This is a genomic window from Pantoea sp. GM_Pan_4 (assembly GCF_026541005.1).
In the GTDB taxonomy this organism is placed as follows: domain Bacteria; phylum Pseudomonadota; class Gammaproteobacteria; order Enterobacterales; family Enterobacteriaceae; genus Pantoea; species Pantoea dispersa.
The window spans coordinates 275439-299572 of the sequence record NZ_JALNUZ010000003.1; the positions used below are offsets into that span (position 1 = coordinate 275439).

A 24134-nucleotide genomic window follows, 5' to 3' on the forward strand; every position below is an offset into this window, starting at 1 on the left:
GTCGGCACCATTGATCGAAGTCTGGGGCAGGGCGTAATGCGCTCTGCCTGAACGGTCAGATAATTAAGTCGACATGCTGGCCACCCGGCATCTTTACACCCAGCGTCAGCTCTCCACCCAGCGCCTCAATGTAGCGCTTCAGCGTGGAGATTTTTAACTCTGCGCCACGCGCTTCCATCGCCGCCACAGATGACTGGGCAATGTGCATGGCCTGCGCTTGCTGACGCTGAGTCCGCTGCATCTGCTCACGTAATTGGTAAAGCTGGTATTCAAGACGCATCTGGCTGACGCGTTCATCGACCTGATGTTGCTGTTCGGGCGTCAGCGCCGCCAGCATCTCATCCAAGGTTTTCATTATGAGTTTCCCCGATTGCGTTCAGATGATGATGGTATTCGGTTTCGGCAATGCGAAGCATCTGCTGATAGAAACGCTTCTGATTTTTACCTTGTTTGTTGCCGGCACACAGCACAATCGCATGGCGGCGCGGATCGAAAACAAAAAAGCTGCGGATGGGACGACCTTTACTTTGCACGCGTAGCTCTTTCATATTGGGCACCCGCGATAACATCAGGGTATCAACGAAAGGGCGGCCGAGGTGCGGACCGTACTGCGCCAGAAGCTTCATGGCGGCAAGCACATCGAGACGCAACGCTTCATCCTGAGCCTGCAACCATTTCCAAAACCGATCTGTTGCTTCAACCTGCCACACGATGCCATCCTTGATAGTCTGTAGTCTATTTTATCGTCTGCAGTCTATCAAGGCTCGCGGATTAAAAAATCCGTGACGGGGAATTTATCTCATCTTTCGAATCTGGCTCGCAAAAACAGCGGTAAAGCGCAATAAGCCATCAGTGCATCAACGCATACACGACATCAATCGCGTTGATGACCAGGAAGAACAGGATAATGTGGGTGAGGGCATTAACGGACATCGCTTTGGGTTGAGACATCATCAGTCCTGAATAATTAACGTGAATACAGTGAAGTAACGTTAAATATTACCTGTTAAGAATAAGATTACTATGCTGTGCCACGGTTATCAGAGGTGCCGGACGGCTGCGTTTTCATGCGCGGGTTCAGAAGGCACAACATTTCATCCGCTTGCGGCCGCGCGTCCTTAATTTTAAAGATAAATCGCAGAGGCATTCGCCTGATGGCTGGTCCGGATTGCGTGGCTGATGGCGTCGAGGCGCAGCGGTGAGATTAAATCGCCGGTAAGATTTGCGCCGTCAGAGTGCGTAAATGCTCACGCAGTAATTGATGTAAAGCGCGAATCGCCGGCGAGAATTGTTTGCGATGCGGGCAGATTAAATGCAGCGGCGTGCTTTCGCCTGGCAGCTGCGGCAGCACCCGTTCCAGCCGGCCATGCCTGATATCGTCGCAGACATCAAGCCAGGATTTATAAGCAATCCCCATTCCGGCAATTGCCCAGCGGCGCGCCACTTCAGCGTCGTCGCACAGCAGCCGGCTTTTCACCGTGACTTGCCGCCGCATCCCTTCCTGCGGAAAAGTCCATTTATCATACACGTGGCCGCCCATGACAAACGGCAGACAGTGATGCTGTGCCAGATCCTCGAGTTTTTCCGGACGGCCATGTCGATCGAGATAATCGGGTGCGGCGACCATCACACGGCGGTTTTCTTCCGCCAGCGGTAGCGCGACATAGCTGCTGTCCTCCAGCTTACCGTAGCGAATAGCGATATCCACCGGATCGCGGAACACGTCACTCACCTGATCGGAAAACGAGAGACGCAGCCCGAGCGCCGGATGCGCCCGGCAAAATTCTGTCAGCAGCGGCAGAATAATATGGCGGCCGATGTCAGACGGCAGAGCGATTTTCAGCTCGCCGCTCAGGGCATCGTCGTGGCTTTGCAGGCTTTCCGCTCCGGCGTGCATCAGCGCCAGCATCTCCTGCGCGAAAGGCAGATACTTTTCGCCTTCCGCCGTCAAACGCAGGCTGCGCGTCGATCGCGCAAACAGGCGGCGATCGAGATCGCGCTCCAGCCGCTGAATGGCGGCGCTGACCTGACCGGGCAGCAGGTTGGCTTCGCGCGCTGCGCGGGAAAAGCTGCCCAGCGCGGCAGAGCGCACAAACAGGGTGACATCTTCTAAACGAATCATCGACGTTCTCGCCATTATCGGGATTTTCACTCTACGAGTGAAAGTGTTGTCCTGCAACAGGCATTTTTCCCGGCGCGATGTCTGGCTATGCTGCTGTCAACACCCTGAAAATATTCACTCACCTGGAGCCTGTTGCATGAAAGCGATTGTTTATAGCCAAAACGGTTTACCGATTTCAGATGAAAATGCGTTGTATGAACTGGACGTGGCGAAACCGCAGCCAGGCGCACGCGATCTGCTGGTGAAAATCAGCGCGATTGCGGTTAACCCGGTTGATACCAAAGTGCGTGCTGGCGCCCCGACGGACACGCCGCGCATTCTCGGCTGGGATGCGGTGGGCGTGGTCGAGGCGGTGGGCAGCGATGTCACGCTGTTTCAGCCCGGCGATGAAGTTTACTACGCTGGCGACATCACGCGCGCTGGCAGCTATGCCGAGTACGGACTGGTGGATGAACGCATCGCCGGACTCAAGCCGCGCACGCTGAGCGACGCTGATGCCGCCGCGCTGCCGCTGACGTCACTTACCGCGTGGGAACTGCTGTTTGATCGCCTGGAAATTGATGCTGCCGACGAAGGCACATTGCTGATCATCGGCGCGGGCGGCGGCGTGGGTTCGATGCTGACGCAGCTGGCGCGCAAACTGACCCGACTGACGGTAATTGGTACCGCCTCTCGCCCGGAAACCGCCGACTGGGTGCGCTCGCTGGGTGCCCATCATGTTATCGATCACCAGCGTCCGCTGGGCGAGCAGCTGGCAGCGATTGGCCATAAAGAGGTGCGCTACGTGGCCTCACTGACCCATACCGACAGCTACTATCCGCAGTTGATCGATGTGCTGGCTCCGCAGGGCAAACTGGCGCTGATTGACGATCCGGAAACACTGGATGCGGTGCCGCTGAAGCGCAAAGCCATCTCGCTGCACTGGGAACTGATGTTTACCCGCTCGCTGTTCCATACCGCCGATATGCAGCGCCAGCATCAGATTCTGCAGCAGGTGAGTCAGCTGATTGACGATCAAACCCTGCAGACCACCGCTGGCGAGCATCACGGCAGCATCAGCGCGGCCAACCTGCGTAAAGCGCATGCGCTGATTGAAAGCGGTCGCGCACGCGGCAAGATTGTCCTCAGCGGCTTTTAAGTCATTAAAACACGTAAGGTTAACCGTCCGTCAGCCCGGGCGGTTATGGTAGCGACTTTGCTATTTATCTGCGCTCTGGCGCAATCTTCAATCAGGAGACTCTCATGACCCTTAATGATGCGGTTGCCCGCCGTCACACCGTAAAAGCTTTCTCTGCGGGCAAAACGCTGCCGCAGCAGGAGATCGACACGCTGCTTAACCTGCTGCGCAACAGCCCGTCATCGGTTAACTCGCAGCCGTGGCACTTTGTTGTCGCGTCGACTGCGGAAGGGCGGGAAAAGATGGCGCAATCCACCAGCGGCGCGTTCATTTACAACAACCCTAAGGTGCTGAACGCCTCACACGTGATTGCGCTGTGCATGCGCACCGATCTGGATGAAGCGCACCTGCAAAATGTGCTGGCGCAGGAAGAGAAGGACGGGCGTTTTGCCAAACCCGAAGCCAAAGCCGGTCAGGATAAGAGCCGCCGCAGCTATGTGGATATGCACCGTTATGAGCTGCGCGACGTGCCGCAGTGGATGGAGAAACAGGTCTATCTGGCGCTGGGCGGACTGTTACTGGGCGCCGCGATGCTCGGCATTGATGCCACCCCGATGGAAGGCTTTGATGCGCGCGCACTTGACCAGGCGCTGGGCCTGCGTGAACAGGGCTTTACCAGCGTGGTGCTGGTTTCGCTTGGCTATCGCAGTGAGGAAGATTTCAACGCCACGCTGCCGAAATCGCGTCTGTCGCAGGACGAAATTTTCACGTTTATCTAAGGGACTTAACCAGGTGCGTGTCTGCGCACCTGCGCGCTTAACGTGGGAACCGCAGGCAGAAACGGGTAATGCCGTGTTCGCTGCTCACCGTGCAACTGCCCTGATGCAGTTGCATGATCCCGCGCACGATCGACAGACCCAGTCCGCTGCCGCCCTGCTGGCGTGACGCATCGGCGCGCCAGAAGCGGTCAAACAGGCGTGCCTGCTGCGCCTGACTTAGCGTCGGCCCCTGATTTTCCACCATCAAAAGCACGGCGTCTGGCTGCGGAATGCTGGAGACGTGAATGGTGCCGTCGCGCGTGCCGTAATGCAGCGCGTTAGCGATCAGATTCGCCAGCGCGCGCTGTAACAACTGCGGATCGGCGTGCAACTCGCCGTGAAGCGAGATGACAAGCTGCATGCCATGCTCTTCCGCCATGCCCTCAAAATAGTCACTCAACCGCTCACCCAGCGGTGTCAGATCGATGCGTTGCCTGTCCAGCGCCTGGCTGGCGTCTGCGGCTTTGGCGAGAAACAGCATGTTATCAATCATCTTCGCCAGCCGCTCCAGCTCCGCATAATTGGAACCCAGCAGCGTTTGATACTCGCTGACGCTGCGCGGCTGGTTCAGCGCCACTTCCGTCTGGCCAAGCAGCGTGCCAATCGGCGTGCGCAGATCGTGTGCCATGTCCGCTGAGACCTGGCTAAGTTGCTGATAACCTTGCTCCAGCCGGCTCAGCATCTGGTTGAGCGCCGCCAGCAGCGGTTGCAGCTCGCCTGGCGCGCTGGTCAGTTCAATGCGATGCGACAGCCGCCGCACGTCGATCACCCCAGCTTCCGCCGCCAGCCGGCGCAGCGGCGTCAGGCCGCGGCGCACCAGCAGCACACTGATCGCGGCGACCAGCAGCGCCGCCAGCGCGGTGCACAGGATAATCTGGTGGCGATAGCCGGTGAGGGTCTGCGTGCGGTCGCTCATCAGGCGACCGGTGATGATTTCGATCTGGCCGCTGCCATCGCGCGTTGGTGTTAACGCGGCGGCGGCGATAAACGGCGTGCCGTCCGCCGCCTGCTGATGGTGGACCGATTGCAGGGTTAACGGCTGATCGGCGGCGACCGGCGTAATGGCTGGCACCGGACGCCCGCCGGGATTGATCACGATTAGCGGCGGCTGGCCGGGAAAGCGCAGCACCAGCAACGATTCGGTATTGCCCAGCATGTTGGCGAACAGCCGCGGCTTCTGCTGAATCAGCGTCAGCGCATCTTCATCGCGCAGCAGCGTGCGCATTTGATCGATGCGCGTCAGTAGGGCTGCGTCATCGCGCACGCCGATCTGCTTCGCCAGTGCGTGATACAGCGCCATGCCGCTGAGTGTAAAAATGACCACCACCGTAGCACTGAGCAGTAGCGAAAGGCGGACGGCGAGCGAGCGGGGTTTCATGTTTCAGCTTCGCAGCGATAACCGACACCGTGCACGGTATGAATTAATGGTCGGGTAAAAGGGCCGTCAATTTTCTGCCGCAGCCGTTTTACCGCCACATCCACTACGTTGGTGTCGCTGTCAAAATTCATATCCCAGACGCGCGACGCAATCACCGTGCGCGTCAGTACCTCGCCGGGATGCAGCAGAAACAGATGCAGCAGATTGAACTCTTTGTTGGTCAGGTCGATGCGCTGTCCGGCGCGCTCGACCCGGCGACGGGCAATATCCAGCTGCAGATCGGCCAGCGTCAGGATGTCGGGCAGCTTTTGCTGGCTACCGCGCCGCAATTGGGTGCGCACGCGCGCCAGCAGTTCGGCGAAAGAGAAGGGTTTGACCAGATAGTCATCGGCACCCAGTTCCAGCCCTTTGATGCGATCTTCCACCGTGCCTTTGGCAGTCAGGAAAATCACCGGCGTTTGCAATTGCTTATCCAGCTGCGCCATCACCTCCCAGCCATTGATTCCGGGCATCATCACATCCAGCAGAATCAGATCGTAATGGTGCTCCTGCGCATAAAACAGGCCATCCTGACCGTTTTCCGCCACGTCGACGATAAAACCGGCCTCGGTCAATCCTTTGCGCATGTAATCACGCGCCCCGGCTTCATCTTCTATCACCAATATTTTCATGCGATCTCCCGGTAGTGGCGGCCGCTTGCTGATGGCGGGCAGTATAACGCGGGTTAGCATAGAAAACCGAGGCTGACAGCGGCATGAGCCCCTGATGACAAAATCATGACAGAGCGTTAAGTAAAACTTAATGGCGCGACAAATTTCGCTAACTCATTAACATATATAAGAATTTGCTCTGCATTTTTGCGCGCTTTTGATGGTGGCGTCAGCGGCATCGTGTTATTACAAGGTTAAAACCTGTGAGATAGCCTGCCGGAGAGCATCATGAAAAAGCGTTGGTCTTTTGCCTTACTGTTGTCACTCATCGCCCTCAGCCAACTGGCTGCGGCGCAGCAGACGCTGCGTTTTGGCGTCGATCCCACTTTTCCACCGTTCGAATCCAAAGCCAGCGATGGCTCGCTGCAGGGTTTTGATATTGATCTGGGCAATGCCATCTGTGCGCAGGCCAAAGTGAAATGTCAGTGGGTGCAGATTGGCTTTGATGGCAGCATTCCGGCGCTGCAGGCGAAGAAATTTGACGCCATTCTGTCGGCGATGTCGATGACGGAGAAGCGCCGCGAGCAGGTGGCGTTCAGCGATATGCTGTATATCACGCCCAGCGCGCTGCTGACGCCTGCCAACAGCACGCTGACGGCGGATATCAGCACGCTGCGCGGGAAGAATATCGGCGTCGCGCAGGGCACCATCCAGGAAACCTACGCCAAAACGAAGTGGGCACCGCAGGGCGTCAACGTGGTCTCGTATCCGAATCAGATGGAGATCTATCCGGATCTGGTAGCGGGTCGACTCGATGCCAGCCTGGCGAATGCGGTTTCGGCCGAGCAGGGCTTTCTCAACACGCCGGAAGGCAAGGGCTATGTCAATAAAGCCACGCTGGTGGATAAAGCATTATTGGGGAACGGCGTAGGTATCGGGCTGCGTAAAGGCGATACGGCCAATCTTACTTTAATTAACAATGCGCTGGCTGCGCTGCACAGCAACGGCACCTATGACCGGCTGGCGCAGAAGTACTTTAAGGTTAAGGTTTATCCCTAATCGCAGGGCGATTTGCCTTCATTACGCACAGGAAAATCATGTCTTTACTCCCTGATTATACCCAGCAGCGGGCGCGATTCCTGGCCGGCGTCACGCGCCAGCACGGCGCGCTGACTGCCTATCGCCATCCGCTGACCGCGCCCGACGGGGCCGCGCTGTACACCGACGTCGCGGTGATCGGCGATCCGGCGGCTCCCAAACGCATGCTGATTCTCTCCGGCACACACGGTGTGGAGGGCTATTACGGTTCAGACAGCCAGATCGCCTGGCTTGATAGCTTCGATGTCGCCGCGTTACCGCCCGACTGCGCCCTTGTGCTGGTTCATCTGCTGAATCCGTGGGGCGCTGCGCATCTGCGGCGCGTCAATGAAGACAATATCGATCTCAACCGGAATTTCATCGATTTCAGCCAGCCCGCACCCGCTAATCCGCACTATGCGCTATGGCATGATCTGTACCACGGCGACCGCGCACATGCCGATCGGCTGCTGGCAGAGACACTGCAGCAGTCAGGCTGGCCGGCGCTGAAACGGGTGGTGGAAGCGGGCCAATATCAGGCAGCAGATGGCCTGTTTTATGGCGGGCAGCAGCCGGCCTGGTCGCACCGCACGCTGCACGCCATCGTCGAACAGCATCTGCGTCAGGCGCAGGTCATCCTGAGTTTCGACCTGCACACCGGTGCCGGCGCGTGGGGCCATCCGATGCTGCTGGCGATTGCTGAACAGCGCTATCCGGCGCATGACTGGGGCAAGTCGTTATACGATGAGTGGCTGACGCTGCTGTTTACCGGCGCCGGGCGCGACAGCGACACCGGGGTGACCGCCACGGCAACGGGCTATGTCTCGCAATTTCTGCTGACGTCGCTGCCTGACACGCAGCTGCTGCCATTGGTGGTGGAGTGCGGCACTTATCCGGGTGAGGAGATGCACCGCCGGGTGCGCGACGATCACTGGCTGCATCTGCAGGGCGATCCGGCAAGCCACGCCGGACGCGCGCTGAAGCAGCAGCTGGTGGAGGGGTTCTGGCCCGCCGATGAAGACTGGCGCGCCTTAACTGCGTTTCGTACCCGGCAGATTTTCCTGCGCGGCTGGCGCGGGCTGGTGGCTTATAACCGGCCGTAAAAGGTCATGCGCGCGGTTTCGGACAGCGCGATACCGGGCTGGGTGTTGTAGGCCAGTACCGCCAGCATACGCGTGACATCGCCTTCGGTGGGCGTCACGCGGTGCAGCGAATTGCGCCCGCGAAACAGCACCAGGTCACCGGCATCAATCTCCAGCGCCTCGACCGGCTGGCGCTGATCGAGCACGGCGGCGACGCCGTCGTAGTTCATCTCGCCGGCATCCGCATCGCGCAAATCTTTCACATACTCAAATACCCCGCCGCCGCGCGGTTTTTGCACCAGCAGCGTGATGGCGAAAGAGGAGTTGTCAAAATGCCAGCCGAGTTCCTGGCCGTCAGGTGCATAATGCAGATTGATGGACGACAGCGGGTCGGCATACGGATACAGCGCGTCTTCGTCCAGCACATCACACAGAAAGCGTTTAAACAGTTCGTCATTGTACAGCTGACGCAGCGGCGATTCCGCTGCAATCACATCGTCGGTGATGCAGCCTTTGGTGCTGATTACGTCACGATTGCGCGGATGATCGGCACGGTACGCCTCGTCCGGCTTCAGCAGATAGACGTTGTGCTTGCTGACGGTGTGGTAAGCCAGATGGCGCTGGGCCAGCCCGTCAGCCACGATCGCCTGCAGCGCAGCCGGTTGCAAAAACTGACGCAGCACCAGCGCGCCGTGTTGCTCAAGCTGCTGGCGACAGTGCTGACGCCAGTCGGCGTCGGCCAGCGGATGTAAATCAAATCGAATCAAAGCAGACATGGCGGTGGTTCTCGTTTTTGGCAGGTGTAGAGACTGTAACGGCCTGATATGTTGATGCCTAACGATAAATATTTAACGCCTTGCTAAGGAAACCTTAATGCCTGCACCCGCGTCGCGTTTGCCGAAAATCAGCGTGATTCAGTCGTTCAAAGTGGCGGCGGAACTTGGTAGCCTGGCGAAAGCCGCCGCGCAGCTGGCGCTGACGCCGGCTGCCGTCAGCCAGCAAATTCGTCAGCTGGAAGCGCAGCTGGGCAGCGCACTGTTTGTGCGTACCCAGAGCGGCGTGATGCTGACGGAAACCGGCAAAGAGTATCTGCGCTATGTCAGTGAAGCGTTCGATATTCTGCATCTGGGGCAGCAAAATTTGCGCCATGCGGCCAGCATGCCAAAGCTGACGCTCTATTCATTGCCGGCGCTGGCGTCGAAATGGCTGCTGCCAAATATCACCGCCTGGCGGGCTCACTGCCCGGGCTGCGATCTCAGCCTGCACGGCACTCATGCGCCGGTGGATTTCAGCGCCACACCGGCAGATTTTGTCATCTGCTTTGGTGAGGATCGCTACCCGCAACTCGACAAGCAACGGCTGTTCTGTGACGAGGTGCTGCCGGTCGCCAGTCCGGCGCTGATAGAGCGTTTCCCGGGCGAATCGTTGCTCAGCCAGGCGCCGTTGATCCATCTGGACTGGGGCAATGAAGGACGCTTTCTGCCCGACTGGCGCAGCTGGTTTCAGGCCAAAGGCAGCATGGAGCCGGCCGCCCAGCCGGCATTAAGTTTTAATCTCACCTCCCTGGCCATCGACGCGGCGGTAGCCGGGGTCGGCGTGCTGCTGGGACAGCGTCGTCTGATTGCCGGCGAACTGGCGCGCGGCGCGCTACAGGTGGTGGATCCGCTCAGCCTGCCGCTGAGCAAACCCTATTTCCTCGCCTGGCCACAGCGCTCCCGCAGTCAGCCCGGCAGCGAGGCGCTGATTCAGTGGCTAACGCAGCTGGCGAGTTAACAAACTGTTAACTGCCGCAGCGTTCTGCGACAGGGATTGCCCTATGCTGATGCGCTTTGTGCGCAGTTGCGAAGAAAGGGAGTTCAGGCACGATGATTGATACCTCATTCTGGCTGACCACGCTGGTGGTCAGCATCACAATTTTGCTGTGGGCGCTGGCGCGGTTGCCGGAATACCTTACCGCGCTGCTGTTTTTTGCGGCGGCGATGCTGCTGTCGATAGCGCCAGCCAGCAGCGTATTCAGCGGTTTTGCCTCCTCAGCGTTCTGGCTGGTGCTGAGCGGTTTTGTGCTGGGCGCGGCGATCCGCAAAGTGGGCCTTGCCCAACGCTGGGCCAACTGGCTGGTGGTGCCGTTCAGCCAGAGCTGGCCGCGGATGGTGGCGGGCACGGTGCTGCTGAGTTATCTGCTGGCGCTGGTGATGCCGTCGAACATGGGACGCATCGCGCTGCTGATGCCGGTGGTGCTGGCGCTGGGCGAGCGGGCCGGTATCCGGCCGTGCAGTCGCGGCAGCATTGGGCTGGCGCTGGCGGTGGGCTTCGGCACCTTTCAACTCTCTGCCAGTATTCTGCCCGCCAACGTGCCAAACCTGGTGCTGAGCGGCGCGGCGGAAAACGCGTATCAGCTGCATTTGCAATGGCTGCCGTGGTGGCTGCTGCACATGCCGGTGGTGGGGCTGGGCAAAGGTATTCTGCTGGTTGCCTGCATTACGCTGATGTTCCGCGCTCAGCCGCAGCCGGTGGCAACGCGGGAAGCATTGCCGGTGCTCAGCGGGCGCGAATGGCGGCTGATTGCCCTACTGGCCGTCACGTTACTGCTGTGGATGACCGACAGCCTGCACGGCTTATCCGCTGCGTGGGTCGGGCTGGCCGCGGCGTGTCTGTGTTTGTTACCGCGCGTGGGCTTTCTTTCGGGCGACGATTTTGCCAGCGGCGTCAATTTCCGCACCTGCATCTATATCGCCGGCATTCTCGGCGTCGCCACGGTGGTGGTGGACTCTGGCCTGGGGCGGCTCATCGCCAATGCACTGCTTCACCTGCTGCCGCTGCATGACTCGCCGTCATTCAGTAATTTTGCCGTGCTCAATGCGCTGGTGACGCTGCTGAATTTTGTGCTCACCGCCAACGGCGTGCCGGCGATGGTCACGCCGATGGCGCAGGAGCTGGCTGCCGCTTCGGGCTTTCCGCTACTGAGCGTGGTGATGTTGCAGGTTTTTGCCTACGCCACGCCGCTGCTGCCGTATCAGGCGTCGCCCATCGTGGTGGCAATGGGGCTGGGGAATGTGCCAGCCAGAGCCGGTCTGCAGCTGTGCCTGCTGGTGTTCGTGCTGAGCGCACTGCTGCTGTTACCGCTGGATTATCTGTGGTTCCGGCTGCTAGGCTATACCTGATACGCCGTCAGAGGTCACGAATTCGCTATGTCAGCTACCAACGATTGGGTTGATTTCCGTCGCGATGAAGAGACGGGCATTGAAAGTGTTAACGCGCACTTCTGCGGCCACGCTTACGATCCGCATGACCACGACGAATTGCTGGTCGGCGTGACGCAGCAGGGGCTGCAGCGCTTTAACTGTCACCGCGCGCTGCACACCAGCACGCCGGGTCGCGCTATTCTGATTGAGCCGGGCGCGGTACACGATGGTCACGCGCCTGATGCCGCCGGTTTTACCTATGTGATGCTTTATCTGCCGCAACCCTGGGTGGCGGAGATGATGCAGCGCCGCGGGCTGGGCGATGTGGCGAATATTCAGGGGGCGTTTCGCTCCACGCTCACCGATGATGCGCAGCTGGCCAGTGCGATTCAGCAGGCATGGTTTGCAGTGCATCAGCGGGAAGGGCGACTGGCGCGCGATCAGAGCCTGGATCATCTGCTCACACTGCTGTCCCGGCATCTGGAAAATAAACCCGGCGTGCAGCTCAGTGACGCCCAGCGGCAGATGCATCTGCTGCGTGACTATCTGCACGATTTTATGTCGCAGGACATCGGGCTGGACGATCTGTCGCGCTTGTCCGGCATCGATCGTTTCCGCCTGACGCGCCAGTTTAAGCAGGCGTTTGGCCAGTCGCCGCACGCTTATCTGGTACGGCTGCGGCTGCGTAGCGCGCGTGCGCTGCTGGCACAGGGCGTTGAGCCAGTGCAGGTCGCAGCGCAGGTGGGCTTTGCCGACCAAAGCCATCTTGGCCGCTGGTTCCAGCGTGCTTATCGCCTGACGCCCGCCGCCTATCAGCGCCAGTGCACAAACGTTCTATACCGCTCTCTGCCGGCTATCCGATGATGGGATTTTTAATCCTCACCGGAGAGTTCTGACAGATGTTTGATACCAAAATTGCCCTGATCGTACGTGATGATTTAGCCACCTGGCAGCGCCTGAATGTGGTGGCTTTTCTGGCGACCGGCATTGCGGCAGCCGCGCCGGAGATGATGGGTGAACCCTACGTCGACGCGCTCGGTCGTCAGTACGGCAACATGGCCGGCCAGCCGATGCTTGTGTTTGCCGCCGATTTAGCCGGCCTGCAACGGGCGCATCGCCAGGGCGTGGAGCGCGAGTTAACGCTGATTCCCTACGTCGAAGCGATGTTTTCCACCGGCCACGATGCCGCCAACCGCGCGGTGTTTCTGGCCGAAGACGCCGATAATCTCAACCTGGTGGGCATCGCGCTGCGCGGCCCGAAAAAGGCGGTGGATAAAGCCATCAAAGGGCTGGCGCTGCACAGTTGAACGGCGGGTGCGCCTGTTCAATCTGTTCTGCCGCCATTAACAGCACATCTTCCCGCTCGCGCAGCGCCAGAAGCTCCAGGCCGATGGGTAACCCTTCCGTACTCAGGCCGACCGGAATGCTGATTGCCGGTGCGCCGGTGACGGCTGAGATCAGCGCGTTGCTGCCAGGCTGTAACTCGCCATGCTTCACTGGCGGATGGCGGACTACCGGATAAGCGAGCAGGTCGATCTGCTGCTGCTGAAAAAACTGCGCCAGTTGCTGATACAGTCTCTGCTGGCGCAGCTGCACCTCGCGATAGCCGTCACTCTGCATGCCGGGATGCTGCGCGCGGATTTTGAAGGTGGCCTCCAGCTGGGGATGATAGCGTCCTGACGCGGCAATCGCCGCCAGCGTGCGCAGCGGTGCCTGCGATTTATCCGCCAGCCAGGCGGCCAGCGCGTCAGCAAATTCATAGGCAATAATATTGGCTTCCGCCGCCAGCGTCTCCAGCTGCGGCCAGCTCAGCATGCGCGGCTGAAACGGCGCCACAGCGTCCTGCACCGCCTGGTTAATCTCCGTTTCCTCTGCGGCAAATCCTTCCTGCCAGATGCCGATGCGCAACGGCCGGTCGGGACGGGAAAAACGCTGGCCCGTGAGTATTTCACTGATCAGCCGCAAATCAGCCGCGTGGCGCACCAGCGGTCCGGGGATATCCTGGGTGGGCGACAGCGGCACGATGCCAGCGCTGCTCAGTGCACCGCGCGTCATACGTAAGCCGAACAGGCCATTAAACGCGGCCGGAATGCGCACCGAACCGGCGGTATCACTGCCTATCGCCAGCGGCACGAAGCCTGCGGCCACCGCCACGGCTGAACCGCTGCTTGAACCTCCCGGAGAACGGCCTTGCTGCCAGGCATTATGGGTGAAGCCACTCAGCGACGACGCGCCGGTGATGCCTGCTGCCAGTTCATGCATGGTGGTTTTGCCGATGAGGATTGCGCCAGCCTGACGCAGAGCCGTAACCAGCGGTGCATCCTCGCTGGCAATCACATCGCGCAGCAGCGCCGAACCGGCACTGGTCGGCCAGCCTTTGACTTCAATGTTGTCTTTAATCAGCAGCGGAATACCGGCCAGTGGGCCAACTGGCGCATTCTGCTGCCGTGCGGCATCGCTGGCAGCGGCCGCAGCCAGCGCGTCATCGGCAAACAGCCAGCTGATGGCGTTGTAGCGCGGCTGATCCACGTCAGCAATGCGCTGCAGCGCAAATGTGGTGAGCTGGCGTGCGCTCACCCGGCGCTGGGCCAGCGCCTGTTGCATATCCCCCAGCGACGCGGTGAGGTAATCAGCGTATTGCATGGTTCAGGCCTCCACAGGAATCCATTGCCGCTCTGGCGAAACCCGGCCGCACGAACTGCCGGCAAAGTGTGAGCTGCACCAGAGTGCCTGATGGCTGATGCACCAGTCTATCAGTAACTGACGTGACGTTACGGCGCGTGGTAAATCCTCACAAAAAACTGAGTTCCATTGCGGATGTGCAAACTGAACTGGATGATGCATCACATCACCGCTAAATACCGCGTGGGCACCGGCGCTTTGCAGCACAATTGAAGCGTGATCGACGCTGTGGCCCGGCGTCGGCATATAGCGCAGCACACCGGCAAACAGCGGGGAGTGCTGCACATCAATGGTTTCCAGCTGGCCGCTCGCCAGCAGCGGCGCAAGGCTATCGTGATACAGCGCCTGCATCGACGGCGTGCTGCGGCACTGTGCCAGTTCACGCGCTGAACAGATGTAACGCGCATGACGAAACATCGGCTGCCAGCGGCCAGCGCGCCAGCAGGTATTCCAGCCGACGTGATCGGTGTGGATATGCGTCATCAGCACCAGCGTCACTTCATCAGGGTCGACGCCCGCTTCGGCCAGACGTTGCGGCCACGCGGTTTGCAGCTGGTGAAACAGCGGCTTGTTATCGCGGTTACGGCCATTGCCCGTTGCGGTATCAATCACGATGGTGTCGCGAGCGGTGCGCACCACCCAGCTATGGATGGATAGCTCTGCTGGCTGCTGTGCCAGCGTGTCGCCCATCGTCTCGCGGTGTGCCGGAAACAGCGCAGCGAAGGGGAGTGAGCTGGTCTGCTCGATCACTTTATCAATGCTGCATTCACCTATGTGCAGGGTCATATTGCCTCCTAAAGCGTGGTGCCTGTTACTGCAGGTCACTATACTGAGGGCTGTTTCATTATTTAAATCGATTAAAATCATGAAAAGCATCAATGAAAATGATTTCAGCAAAATCGACCTTAACTTATTGATTGTGCTGCTGGTCATTTATGACGTGCGCAGCGTAACTCAGGCGGCAAACCGGCTTTATCTGGGGCAGCCGGCGGTCAGCGCGGCATTAAAAAGACTGCGGGCAATGTTTGACGATGCGCTGTTCGTGCGTTCCTCGCAAGGCATGACGCCCACACCGCGCGCAGAGCAGCTGGTGCGCCAGATCGCACCGCTGCTGCAGAGCGTCCATCGCGTTATTTTCACTGCCGATCGCTTTGATGCCGCGCACGATAGCCGCAGTTTTACGCTCGGCATGAGCGACTGGCTTGAGCACTGGCTGATGCCCGATTTACTGCTGCAGCTGGCCGCCTCGGCCCCAAATATTGATATCCGGGTGGTGGCTGCCGATCCGTGGCAGGCCATTCCGCTGATGGAGCAGCAGCAGGCTGACGTGGTGGTGACCGTCGGAGAGGAAACCAGTCACGATCTCACGCGGGAGCACATTGCGCGCGCCGGCTTCCGCACGGTATGGCATCGTGGACAAATTGACCTTGCGCCACCGCTGACGCTGGCGCAGTTCGTGCAGTATCAGCATGCGCTGGTCTCCTATCGCGGCGTGAGTGAAAGTGCGCTGGACGCCGCGTTAGCCCGCGAGGGGCTGACGCGCCGCGTGCGTTATGTCACGCCGCACTTCTCGGTGTTACCGCTAATGTTGCAGCGTCTGCCGCTGTTCGCGACCGTTCCGCAGGGACTGGTGCAGGCATGGCAACAGCGCTATGCGCTGAGTACGGCGGCGGTGCCGATCGGCATGCCGGATTATGCACTTTCGCTGCTGTGGCATAACGCCCGGGCCGAAGACCCGGCGCACCGCTGGCTGCGCGCCACGCTGCGTCAGCTGATCGAACGCAAGCTGGCGTGAAACGCTTACCACGGCACTACGCGGCCGAGGTAATCGAGATAGTGCAGGCCGCCACGTCCGGTCTGGCTTTCCACCGTGTTGAGCAGATTCGGGATGCTCTCATCAATGCTCAGTCGCGCCCCGGCACCACCCATGTCGGTGCGCACCCAGCCGGGGGCCAGCAGCAGTAGCGTGCGTGCATCGTCGTGACGCGCGGCAAAGCTGCGCATAAACATATTCAGCGCCGCTTTACTGCCGCGATACACCTCGTAGTTGCCATGGGTGTTGTTGGTGAGACTGCCCTGGCCGGAGGACATCACCGCCAGCGTGCCATGCGCGCTGACGTTGTTTCTGAAGGTTTCCAGCACGCGCAGCGGGCTCAGCGCGTTGGTTACCATTACGCGAATAAACTCTTCCGTCGACACATCGGCAAGGGTTTCGCGATCGTCATTTTTCACGCCCGCGTTGACCAGCAGCAGATCGAACTGCTGGCCGCTTAGCCGCAGATGCAGGGCGTTGACCTCTGCTGGCACGGTGATGTCCACGCTCTCCACCGTCAGCTGCTGCGGGTAGCGCTGCGCCAGCTGTTGCAGCGCGTGAAGGGAGTGCTGGCGTCCGGTCGCCACCACCTGATAGCCACGCTGCAGCATATTCTCCGCCAGCGCGAAGCCGAGGCCGCGTGAAGCACCAATCAATAAAGCACGGGAAGCTTTGTTCATGACCCTCTCCTGGTTTTGGGGTGAGTGAAAAGTCTACCCTTGCGTGACAACAGGCGGAACGCGCAGCATCTGCATAGATAACCTGCAGCAAACGCCTTGCCAGATGGCGCTTAATCGATAAGGATGATGCGATGAATACCATCGATTTGAATTTACTTCCTGCGCTGGACGCGCTGCTCAGTGAAGGCAGCGTAGTGGGCGCTGCGCGTCGCCTGGGGCTGAGCGAGTCAGCAATGAGCCGCACGCTGGGGCGACTGCGTGCCGCCACCGGCGATGCGCTACTGGTGCGCGCCGGGCGCGCGATGGTGCTGACGCCACACGCCGAAGCGCTGCGCAGCCAGGTGCATGCCACTTTACAGGACACGCAGGCGCTGCTGAGTCCACCCGCGCAACGCTTTGCTGCCGCTGAGCTGCAGCGCCACTTCACGCTGCGTACCAACGAAGGATTTGTCGAAGCGTTTGGCAGCGCGCTGATCGCCGCAGTCCGCGCACAGGCGCCCGGCGTGCAGCTGCGCTTCATGCCGAAAGCAGAAAAAAATGATCGACCGCTGCGCAGCGGCGACGTCGATCTTGAGATTGGCGTACTGGGCAATATGGGACCGGAGATTCGGCTGCAGGCGCTGTTTCGCGATCGCTTCGTCGGCGTGGTGCGCGCCGGGCATCCGTTACTCGCGGACGTGACGTTGGCGCAGCTGGCCGCATATGGTCACATCGTGGCGTCAAGGCGCGGTGAGCTGGGCGGACCGGTGCATGAGGCGCTGCTCGCCGCCGGTTTTACCCGCCAGGTGGCGGCCGTGGTACCCGCTTTTTCCACTGCCGTCGCGCTCACGCTGCACAGCGACTGGCTGGCGCTGGTGCCGCATACGCTGTGCCTGCACCATCCGCTAATCAAAGATAATCCGGCGTTTGCGATGTTCGAATTACCGTTTGCCACACCAGAGGTGACAGTGTCACAGCTATGGCATCCGCGGCTGGAGCAGGATGCCGCACACCGCTGGTTGCGTGACACGGTGCGGCAGGTATGCCGCGCTTAGATCAGCCGCCGCGCACCGATCCGCGCCATACCACATCAGCCTGATACAGTAGCGTGTCGTGCTGCTGCTCACTCTGCGGCGTAAAACCACTCTCCGCCTGCTCGGTCTGCGTCAGCCACGCGATGGCGTCGCGGGCAAAGCGCTCCACCGGCTGGGCGAAGGTGGTGAGATTGTAAGAGGACCAGCCAGCCTGCGCGATGTTGTCGTAGCCGATCAGGCACAAATCCTCCGGTACGCGCAGCTGGAAACGGTGGCGCGCTTCATCCATGAAACCGCAGGCCATCAGGTCGGTGACGCAGAACACCGCGTCCGGGCGCTGATGACGCGTCAGCAGGCGATGCGCCAGAATCTGACCGCTCTCATACGAGGTGGTGCCGAATCGCTCCACGCTGACCTTCAGTCCGGCGCGCTCCGCCACGGCGATAAACGCCGCTTCACGTTTGATCAGGCTCGGCGTACCGGCCAGCGAATTGGCGAACGCCAGCTGACGGCAGCCGGCGCGCTGAAACGCCATCACCGCCGTTTCGGCCGCTGCCTGCGCGTCGAGGTTGATGCTGAGCGATCCCGGCAGCGCTTCGTCGCGGTTGATCAGGATGATGCGCTGACCGTGCTGATAGCACTGGCGGGTGATGGTGCGATCCGGCATGCCGGAAAGGATGATGGAGGCATCGGCGCGAAAATTGATCGCCTGCAGCAGCGCGGCGGAGACGCTGTTGTCGGAACGATCGGTATTTATCAGCATCGCCACTTTGCCCGCTTCCTGTAAAAACTGTGTCAGCCAGCGCACCAGCGTTGCGCGGTAAGGCGTGGCGATTTCCGAGACGATCAGACAGACGATGCCGCTGCGGTTGCGCACCAGCCCGCGCGCCAGGTGGTTAACGTGATAGCCCAGCTCCTGCGCCGCTTTCATCACCCGGGCACGCGTGGCTGCAGAAACGCTGGCACCGGGCGTAAAGGCGCGCGACACCGCCGAGCGCGACACGCCCGCCCGATCCGCCACATCCTGTGCGCTCACCCCGGCTTTGTCATTCTGCATCTTCACCTCCTCACAATTACGGCTGAAAAGCAGTCTGCCGTAAATTGCAAAGCTGTGCAATTTGTCTGCGATCACATTTGTTGCATTTTTGTGACACAGCCTGTCAATTGCAGATTGCGCTATTTGACAGGCTATTTTCTGTTCATTACTAATTTGCACACACGTGCAAATAAAAACCTCTGTTAAGCACGGAACCCTGCCAACCAAGGAGAACATCATGCGCTACACCTCACTGGCCATCGCGCTGTCCCTCAGTTGTACTGCGCTGCCGTTTGCCGCGACGGCCGCTGGCAATCTCAATATGGTCTGCTCGGCGGACGTGGTGGTGTGCGAACACATGACGCGCATTTTCAGCCAGGCACATCCGGATATTAAAGTCAGCATGGTGCGCCTGTCAGCGGGTGAAGCCTATGCCCGCCTGCGCAGCGAAGCGCGTAACCCGCGCACCGACATCTGGTGGGCCGGCACCGGCGATCCGCATATGCAGGCGGCGGAAGAGGGGCTGACGCAGCCGTATAAATCGCCGCTGCTCGACCAGCAGCAGGACTGGGCGCAGAAGCAGGCGGAAAACTCAGGTTACCGTACGGTGGGGATTTATGCCGGTGCGCTCGGCTGGGGCTACAACACCAAACTGCTGGCGGATAAAAAGCTCAAAGCGCCAGCCTGCTGGGCTGATTTGCTCGATCCGGCCTTCAAAGGCGAAATTCAGATTGCCAATCCGAACTCGTCTGGCACCGCCTATAACACCCTGGCGACGCTGGTGCAGATCATGGGCGAGGACAAAGCGTTCGATTACCTGAAAAAGCTCAACGCCAACATTTCCCAGTACACCAAATCCGGCTCGGCACCGGTGAAGGCGGCGGCGCGCGGCGAAACCACCGTGGGCATCGTGTTTATGCACGACGCGGTGGCGATGGAAGTCGACGGCTTCCCGATCAAAACCGTGGCGCCCTGTGAAGGTACCGGCTATGAGATTGGCTCAATGTCGATCGTCAAAGGGGCACGCAATCTGGCCAATGCCAAAGTGTGGTACGACTGGGCGCTTAGCGCCGAAGCGCAGTCGCACATGAAAGAGGCCAAATCCTTCCAGCTGCCGTCAAACCGCAACGCAGAGATCTCCGAATACGCGCCGCGCTTCGAGAACATCAAACTGATCGATTATGACTTCAAAACCTACGGCGATTCCGCCAAACGTAAAGCGCTGCTGAGCCGCTGGGATAAAGAGATCGGCGCCAGCGCGCAGTAATGCCGCATCGCCGGACGCTGCCGTTGACGGCGGCATACCGGTTCCGACAGCGCTAAGGATGGCGCGATGATCCCGCATTGAGGTGACACATGAACGCAAATAATCGCCGTCTGACAGGCGCGCTGCTGCTGGGCGCCGTCGCGCTGTTGCTGCTGCCGTGGTACAGCCTGGAAGCAGGCTTTTTCGATAGCGGCTGGCTGCTTAACCTGTGGCGTGATGAAGCCAGCGCGCCGGCACTGTGGCAGATCGGCAGCCATCCATGGCTGGCGATCGCCGTGGCGTTGCTGGCGCTGTGCGCCGCCTGCGGTTTACTGCCCGGCAGCGCACGCAGCCGGTTGCTGCTGCTGTTCAGCGCGCTGGGCGTGATCTTCCTGATTGTGGAAGGGCACGCGATTGGTTACAGCGGCTGGAGCTGGCTGTGGCTGGAAAACCGCTTCGGCGCGCTGCCGCAGGGGCAGCCAGCGATGGGCGCTGGCGCGCTCCTGCTGCTGACCGTATTTTTGCTGCTGTTCTCGTTTGCGCTGGCCGAACGCGGCGTGCTGAAAGGCGATGCCTTTGTGGTGGCGTCGCTGGTGCTGCTGACTGCGCTGGTCAGCATCTTCGTACTCTATCCGGTGCTCAGCATGTTTGTGGTGTCGGTGCAGGACGTTGACGGCAGTTTCAAACCGGACGGTTTGATCAGCAATTTACAGGATCCGTCGATCTGGAGCCTTGCCTGTCTGAAAGGCGGCACCTGCGGCACCGCCTGGCGCACGCTGTGGCTGGCGCTGATGACTGCCAGCGGTTCGACGCTGCTGGGTCTGGCCTTTGCCCTGGCGGCAACGCGCACGCCGCTGCCCTGCAAAAAAGCGCTGCGCATGCTGACTATTCTGCCAATCATCACGCCACCGTTCGTGATTGGTCTGGCGCTGATTTTGCTGTTCGGTCGCTCGGGCGTAGTGACGGAGCATCTGGCGGCGCTGTTTGGCATCGAGCCCGGCCGCTGGCTGTATGGCCTGACCGGTATCTGGATTGCTCAGGTGCTGTCGTTCACGCCGATTGCCTTTCTGGTGCTGATTGGCGTAGTGGAAGGCGTCAGTCCGTCGCTGGAAGAGGCGTCGCAAACGCTGCGCGCTAACCGCTGGCGCACCTTCAGCCGCGTTTCGCTGCCACTGATGGCGCCGGGTCTGGCTAATGCCTTTTTAATCAGCTTCATCGAAAGCATGGCCGATTTTGGTAATCCGATGGTGCTGGGCGGCAGTCACGGCGTACTCTCTACCGAAATTTTCTTCTCGGTGGTAGGCGCGCAAAACGATCCGAGTCGCGCCGCGGTGCTGGCGATGATTCTGCTGTGCTTCACGCTGGCCGCCTTTGTGCTGCAGCGGCTGTGGCTGGGTGGCAAAAACTTCGCCACGGTGACCGGCAAGGGCGACGGCGGCAAACATGGTCAGCTGCCGCGTCTGCTGCGCTACGGCGTATACGGCATGGTGATTCCATGGGGTCTGTTTACCCTGGTGATCTACGGCATGATTGTGGTGGGCGGCTTTGTGCAGTCGTGGGGCCTGAACGATGCGCTGACCATCGAACACTACGTGCGCGCTTTCCGCGTCAGCGTCAGTGACGGTCATCTGCTGTGGAGCGGCGTGGCGTGGAACTCGTTCTGGACCACGCTGGAAATTGCCCTGATTGCCGCACCGCTCACCGCCGTGGTGGGCCTGCTGACCGCCTGGCTCATCGTGCGGCAGAAATTTGCCGGTCGTCAGACGTTTGAGTTCCTGCTGATGCTGAGCTTTGCCATTCCCGGCACGGTGATCGGCGTCAGTTACGTGATGGCCTATAACCTGCCGCCGCTGGAGATTACCGGCACCGCAATGATCCTGATTGCCTGCTTTGTGTTCCGCAATATGCCAGTCGGCGTGCGCGGCGGTATCGCAGCGATGAGCCAGCTGGATAAAAGCCTTGATGAAGCGTCACTGACGCTGGGTGCCAGCAGTTTCCGCACGCTGCGCAAAGTGGTGCTGCCACTGCTGAAACCGGCGATCAGCGCGGCGCTGGTGTATGCCTTTGTCCGCGCCATTACTTCGATCAGCGCGGTGATCTTCCTTGTCAGCGCCCAGTACAACATGGCGACGTCCTACATCGTCGGGCTGGTAGAGAATGGCGAATACGGCGTCGCCATTGCTTATTCGACAGTACTGATTGTGGTGATGCTGCTGATCATTGGCGTGTTCCAGTGGCTGGTGGGCGAACGTCGCCTGCGCCGTGTGGCGCGCCCGGTGGACGTCGCCGCGCCACCTGCTTCCCCTTCGTTAACTCAGGAGAGTGCCGTATGACCGCGATTACTGCTGGTTCCGTGGTGTTTGAACACGTCGAAAAACGCTTTGCCGGTTTTACCGCGCTGCCGGATTTATCGCTGACGGTGGAGCCGGGTACGCTGGTGACGCTACTGGGGCCTTCCGGCTGCGGCAAAACCACCACGCTGCGCCTGCTGGCCGGCCTGGAGCATCCGACCTCGGGGCGCATTTTGATTGGTGGTAAAGACGTGACGCATCTGCCAGCCAACGAGCGCGACGTGGCGATGGTGTTTCAATCCTACGCGCTGTTTCCGCATATGAGTGCGCTCGACAACATTATGTACGGCCTGCAATCGTCCGGCATGAGCAAAAAGGAAGCGCAGGATCGTGCGCGCGAAGGGCTAAAGCTGGTGGGGCTCGAGAGTCAGGGGCAGCGGTTGCCGTCCGAACTTTCCGGTGGGCAGCAGCAGCGCATTGCGGTGGCGCGCGCGCTGGTGCTCGAGCCGCAGGTACTGCTGCTGGATGAGCCGCTCTCCAATCTCGACGAGCGCCTGCGCCGCCGGGTGCGCACCGATATTCGTGATTTGCAGCAGCGGCTGGGCTTCACGGCGGTGTATGTCACGCACGACCAGGAAGAGGCGCTGGCGGTGTCGGATAAAATTATTGTCATGAAAGAGGGCGATATTGCTCAGCAGGGCGCGCCGGAAAGCCTGTATCACGCGCCCAATTCGGTGTTCATCGCTGACTTTATGGGCGAAGCCAATATTCTGCCGTGCGAAGTCGAACAGGTAGAAGGCAGCGAAGCGCTGGTGCGACTCGGCAGGCAGCGCTATCGCGTGCGCGGTAACGGCGTTGCGACCGGATCCGCGCAGCTGTCGGTCAGACCGCAGTTCATTACCCTGCACAGCGGTGCTGAAGGCGCACTGCGCGGTGAGGTGACGCATGCCACCTGGCTGGGTGATCACATCGAATACGAGGTCAACACGGAACTGGGCTCGCTGTTTATCGTCGATGCGCAGATGGAGCAGCAGCTGCCGCTGGCCGCCCGGGTGGCGATTGATTTTAAACCTCAGGGTCTGGCCCTGATTGCCGGTTAATTTAAGGATAACGCATGAGTGATACGAAAAATGACGCGCTGCAATCGCGTCTGCTGCTGGCCGAACGCGTCGCGCGGGCGGGCGGGGAGAAGGCGCTGGCCTACTTCAATCAGCGTGACACGCTGGTGGTCGAAACTAAGCACGACCTGCAGGATGTGGTATCACGCGCTGACCGCGAGGTGGAACAGATGATCGACCAGCAGATTCGCGCCAGCTTCCCTGACGACGGTTTTCTTGGCGAGGAGTACGGCCTGCAGCCGGGCACGTCAGGCTATACCTGGGTGGTCGATCCGATTGACGGCACCAGCCCGTTCCTCAACGGTATGCCAAACTGGTGCGTTTCCGTTGCGGTGCTGCATGACGGCGTACCGGTGATTGGCGTGATCTTTGCGCCGACCTATCAGGAGTGCTACGTCGCCGCGCTCGGCCAGGGCGCAACGCTGAATGGCCGCCGTTTGCAGGTGGATCCGTCACGTACGCTGCAAAATCACGTTACCGGCTTTGGTGCCAATAGCTATGTCAGCCCGGAAGAGGTGGGCCGCTTGCTGGCGTCACTGCTGGCAGCGGGGGGCAACTTTATCCGTATCGGATCTGGTGCGCTGATGCTGGCGTGGGTGGCGGCCGGACGCGTGGTGGGCTATTTCGAACCCTACATGCACGCGTGGGATTGCCTGGCCGGTTACTGTCTGGTGAAAGAGGCCGGCGGCTGGTATCACCCGTTTAACACCGAGGGCGACCGGCTGTTGAAAGGCGCGCAGGTGCTGGCGGTTGCGCCGGGCGCGCAGGCGGAACTGCGGCGCATCGCCGGGGTTTGAGAGGCGCGTTCCAGCGCAGCGCGGCGTTTTCC

The 24134-nt window shown here is 60.3% G+C and carries 24 protein-coding genes; 14 read left to right on the forward strand and 10 right to left on the reverse strand.

The window, feature by feature from the left end; all coding sequences use genetic code 11:
* Window positions 1-55 precede the first annotated feature (55 nt).
* The 3 genes from OXR61_RS10320 to OXR61_RS10330 all read right to left on the reverse strand — a co-directional run bounded on the left by OXR61_RS10320 (window position 56) and on the right by OXR61_RS10330 (window position 2122).
* Complete coding sequence (locus OXR61_RS10320; protein WP_021508926.1) at window positions 56-355, reverse strand: helix-turn-helix domain-containing protein; 300 nt, start codon at window positions 353-355, stop codon at window positions 56-58.
* Window positions 339-710 carry a type II toxin-antitoxin system RelE/ParE family toxin gene (locus OXR61_RS10325; protein WP_021508927.1) on the reverse strand — a complete coding sequence of 124 codons (372 nt, stop codon included), beginning with the start codon at window positions 708-710 and terminating at the stop codon, window positions 339-341. The genes OXR61_RS10320 and OXR61_RS10325 overlap by 17 nt, the downstream gene beginning before the upstream one ends.
* Before the next feature lie 494 nt (window positions 711-1204).
* Entirely contained in the window at window positions 1205-2122 is a 918-nt protein-coding gene (locus OXR61_RS10330) for a LysR family transcriptional regulator (protein ID WP_021508930.1), read from the reverse strand.
* A 136-nt stretch (window positions 2123-2258) separates the two neighbouring features.
* On the opposite strand from OXR61_RS10330, the gene OXR61_RS10335 reads away from it, so the two are divergent.
* Window positions 2259-3260, forward strand: a complete 1002-nt coding sequence (locus OXR61_RS10335; RefSeq protein ID WP_021508931.1) for a zinc-binding alcohol dehydrogenase family protein — start codon at window positions 2259-2261, stop codon at window positions 3258-3260.
* 104 nt (window positions 3261-3364) lie between these two features.
* Window positions 3365-4018, forward strand: coding sequence for an oxygen-insensitive NAD(P)H-dependent nitroreductase NfsB (locus tag OXR61_RS10340; protein WP_021508932.1), 654 nt, complete (start codon window positions 3365-3367; stop codon window positions 4016-4018).
* A gap of 37 nt (window positions 4019-4055) precedes the next feature.
* Here the strand turns inward: OXR61_RS10340 and OXR61_RS10345 are convergent, their stop codons facing one another.
* Together OXR61_RS10345 and OXR61_RS10350 are read right to left on the reverse strand one after the other, a co-directional pair.
* A complete protein-coding gene (locus tag OXR61_RS10345) occupies window positions 4056-5435 on the reverse strand; it encodes a heavy metal sensor histidine kinase (protein ID WP_021508933.1) in 1380 nt (459 codons plus the stop codon).
* Complete coding sequence (locus OXR61_RS10350) at window positions 5432-6106, reverse strand: heavy metal response regulator transcription factor (RefSeq protein WP_021508934.1); 675 nt, start codon at window positions 6104-6106, stop codon at window positions 5432-5434. Before OXR61_RS10350 ends, OXR61_RS10345 begins: the two co-directional genes overlap by 4 nt.
* 267 nt (window positions 6107-6373) lie before the next feature.
* On the opposite strand from OXR61_RS10350, the gene OXR61_RS10355 reads away from it, so the two are divergent.
* On the forward strand, window positions 6374-7144 hold the full coding sequence (locus tag OXR61_RS10355) for a transporter substrate-binding domain-containing protein (protein WP_267412036.1): 771 nt from the start codon (window positions 6374-6376) through the stop codon (window positions 7142-7144).
* Between the two features lie 38 nt (window positions 7145-7182).
* Window positions 7183-8265, forward strand: a complete 1083-nt coding sequence (locus OXR61_RS10360; RefSeq protein WP_021508936.1) for a DUF2817 domain-containing protein — start codon at window positions 7183-7185, stop codon at window positions 8263-8265.
* On the opposite strand, the gene OXR61_RS10365 is transcribed toward OXR61_RS10360, so the two are convergent.
* Window positions 8250-9020, reverse strand: a complete 771-nt coding sequence (locus OXR61_RS10365; RefSeq protein WP_021508937.1) for a 2OG-Fe(II) oxygenase — start codon at window positions 9018-9020, stop codon at window positions 8250-8252. The two genes, OXR61_RS10360 and OXR61_RS10365, sit on opposite strands and share 16 nt — an antisense overlap.
* Before the next feature lie 97 nt (window positions 9021-9117).
* Here OXR61_RS10365 and OXR61_RS10370 point away from each other — a divergent pair, with 97 nt between their 5' ends.
* The 4 genes from OXR61_RS10370 (at window position 9118) to OXR61_RS10385 (ending at window position 12733) form a co-directional block, all read left to right on the forward strand.
* The gene (locus tag OXR61_RS10370; RefSeq protein ID WP_021508938.1) at window positions 9118-10017 is read left to right on the forward strand and encodes a LysR substrate-binding domain-containing protein; all 900 of its coding nucleotides are present in this window, start codon (window positions 9118-9120) and stop codon (window positions 10015-10017) included.
* Window positions 10018-10109: 92 nt separating this feature from the next.
* Window positions 10110-11405, forward strand: coding sequence for an SLC13 family permease (locus OXR61_RS10375; protein WP_021508939.1), 1296 nt, complete (start codon window positions 10110-10112; stop codon window positions 11403-11405).
* Between the two features lie 27 nt (window positions 11406-11432).
* On the forward strand, window positions 11433-12290 hold the full coding sequence (locus OXR61_RS10380; protein ID WP_021508940.1) for an AraC family transcriptional regulator: 858 nt from the start codon (window positions 11433-11435) through the stop codon (window positions 12288-12290).
* Window positions 12291-12325: 35 nt separating this feature from the next.
* Window positions 12326-12733 carry a DUF2000 family protein gene (locus tag OXR61_RS10385; RefSeq protein WP_021508941.1) on the forward strand — a complete coding sequence of 136 codons (408 nt, stop codon included), beginning with the start codon at window positions 12326-12328 and terminating at the stop codon, window positions 12731-12733.
* Here the strand turns inward: OXR61_RS10385 and OXR61_RS10390 are convergent.
* On the reverse strand, window positions 12708-14069 hold the full coding sequence (locus tag OXR61_RS10390) for an amidase (protein ID WP_021508942.1): 1362 nt from the start codon (window positions 14067-14069) through the stop codon (window positions 12708-12710). The two genes, OXR61_RS10385 and OXR61_RS10390, sit on opposite strands and share 26 nt — an antisense overlap.
* A gap of 3 nt (window positions 14070-14072) precedes the next feature.
* Window positions 14073-14894, reverse strand: coding sequence for an MBL fold metallo-hydrolase (locus tag OXR61_RS10395; RefSeq protein ID WP_021508943.1), 822 nt, complete (start codon window positions 14892-14894; stop codon window positions 14073-14075).
* Window positions 14895-14973: 79 nt separating this feature from the next.
* On the opposite strand from OXR61_RS10395, the gene OXR61_RS10400 reads away from it, so the two are divergent.
* A complete protein-coding gene (locus tag OXR61_RS10400) occupies window positions 14974-15903 on the forward strand; it encodes a LysR family transcriptional regulator (protein ID WP_021508944.1) in 930 nt (309 codons plus the stop codon).
* A gap of 5 nt (window positions 15904-15908) precedes the next feature.
* On the opposite strand, the gene OXR61_RS10405 is transcribed toward OXR61_RS10400, so the two are convergent.
* Complete coding sequence (locus tag OXR61_RS10405; protein ID WP_021508945.1) at window positions 15909-16601, reverse strand: SDR family NAD(P)-dependent oxidoreductase; 693 nt, start codon at window positions 16599-16601, stop codon at window positions 15909-15911.
* 131 nt (window positions 16602-16732) lie between these two features.
* Between OXR61_RS10405 and OXR61_RS10410 the strand changes: the two genes are divergently transcribed.
* A complete protein-coding gene (locus tag OXR61_RS10410; RefSeq protein WP_021508946.1) occupies window positions 16733-17635 on the forward strand; it encodes a LysR family transcriptional regulator in 903 nt (300 codons plus the stop codon).
* Window position 17636: 1 nt separating this feature from the next.
* Here OXR61_RS10410 and OXR61_RS10415 read toward each other — a convergent pair whose 3' ends face one another.
* Complete coding sequence (locus OXR61_RS10415; RefSeq protein WP_021508947.1) at window positions 17637-18671, reverse strand: LacI family DNA-binding transcriptional regulator; 1035 nt, start codon at window positions 18669-18671, stop codon at window positions 17637-17639.
* 217 nt (window positions 18672-18888) lie between these two features.
* Here OXR61_RS10415 and OXR61_RS10420 point away from each other — a divergent pair, with 217 nt between their 5' ends.
* From OXR61_RS10420 to OXR61_RS10435, 4 genes are all read left to right on the forward strand, one after another.
* Window positions 18889-19917, forward strand: coding sequence for an ABC transporter substrate-binding protein (locus tag OXR61_RS10420; RefSeq protein WP_021508948.1), 1029 nt, complete (start codon window positions 18889-18891; stop codon window positions 19915-19917).
* An 89-nt stretch (window positions 19918-20006) separates the two neighbouring features.
* Complete coding sequence (locus OXR61_RS10425; protein ID WP_021508949.1) at window positions 20007-22229, forward strand: iron ABC transporter permease; 2223 nt, start codon at window positions 20007-20009, stop codon at window positions 22227-22229.
* The gene (locus OXR61_RS10430) at window positions 22226-23287 is read left to right on the forward strand and encodes an ABC transporter ATP-binding protein (RefSeq protein ID WP_021508950.1); all 1062 of its coding nucleotides are present in this window, start codon (window positions 22226-22228) and stop codon (window positions 23285-23287) included. Before OXR61_RS10425 ends, OXR61_RS10430 begins: the two co-directional genes overlap by 4 nt.
* Window positions 23288-23301: 14 nt before the next feature.
* Window positions 23302-24102 carry an inositol monophosphatase gene (locus OXR61_RS10435; RefSeq protein WP_021508951.1) on the forward strand — a complete coding sequence of 267 codons (801 nt, stop codon included), beginning with the start codon at window positions 23302-23304 and terminating at the stop codon, window positions 24100-24102.
* The last annotated feature ends 32 nt before the right edge of the window (window positions 24103-24134 follow it).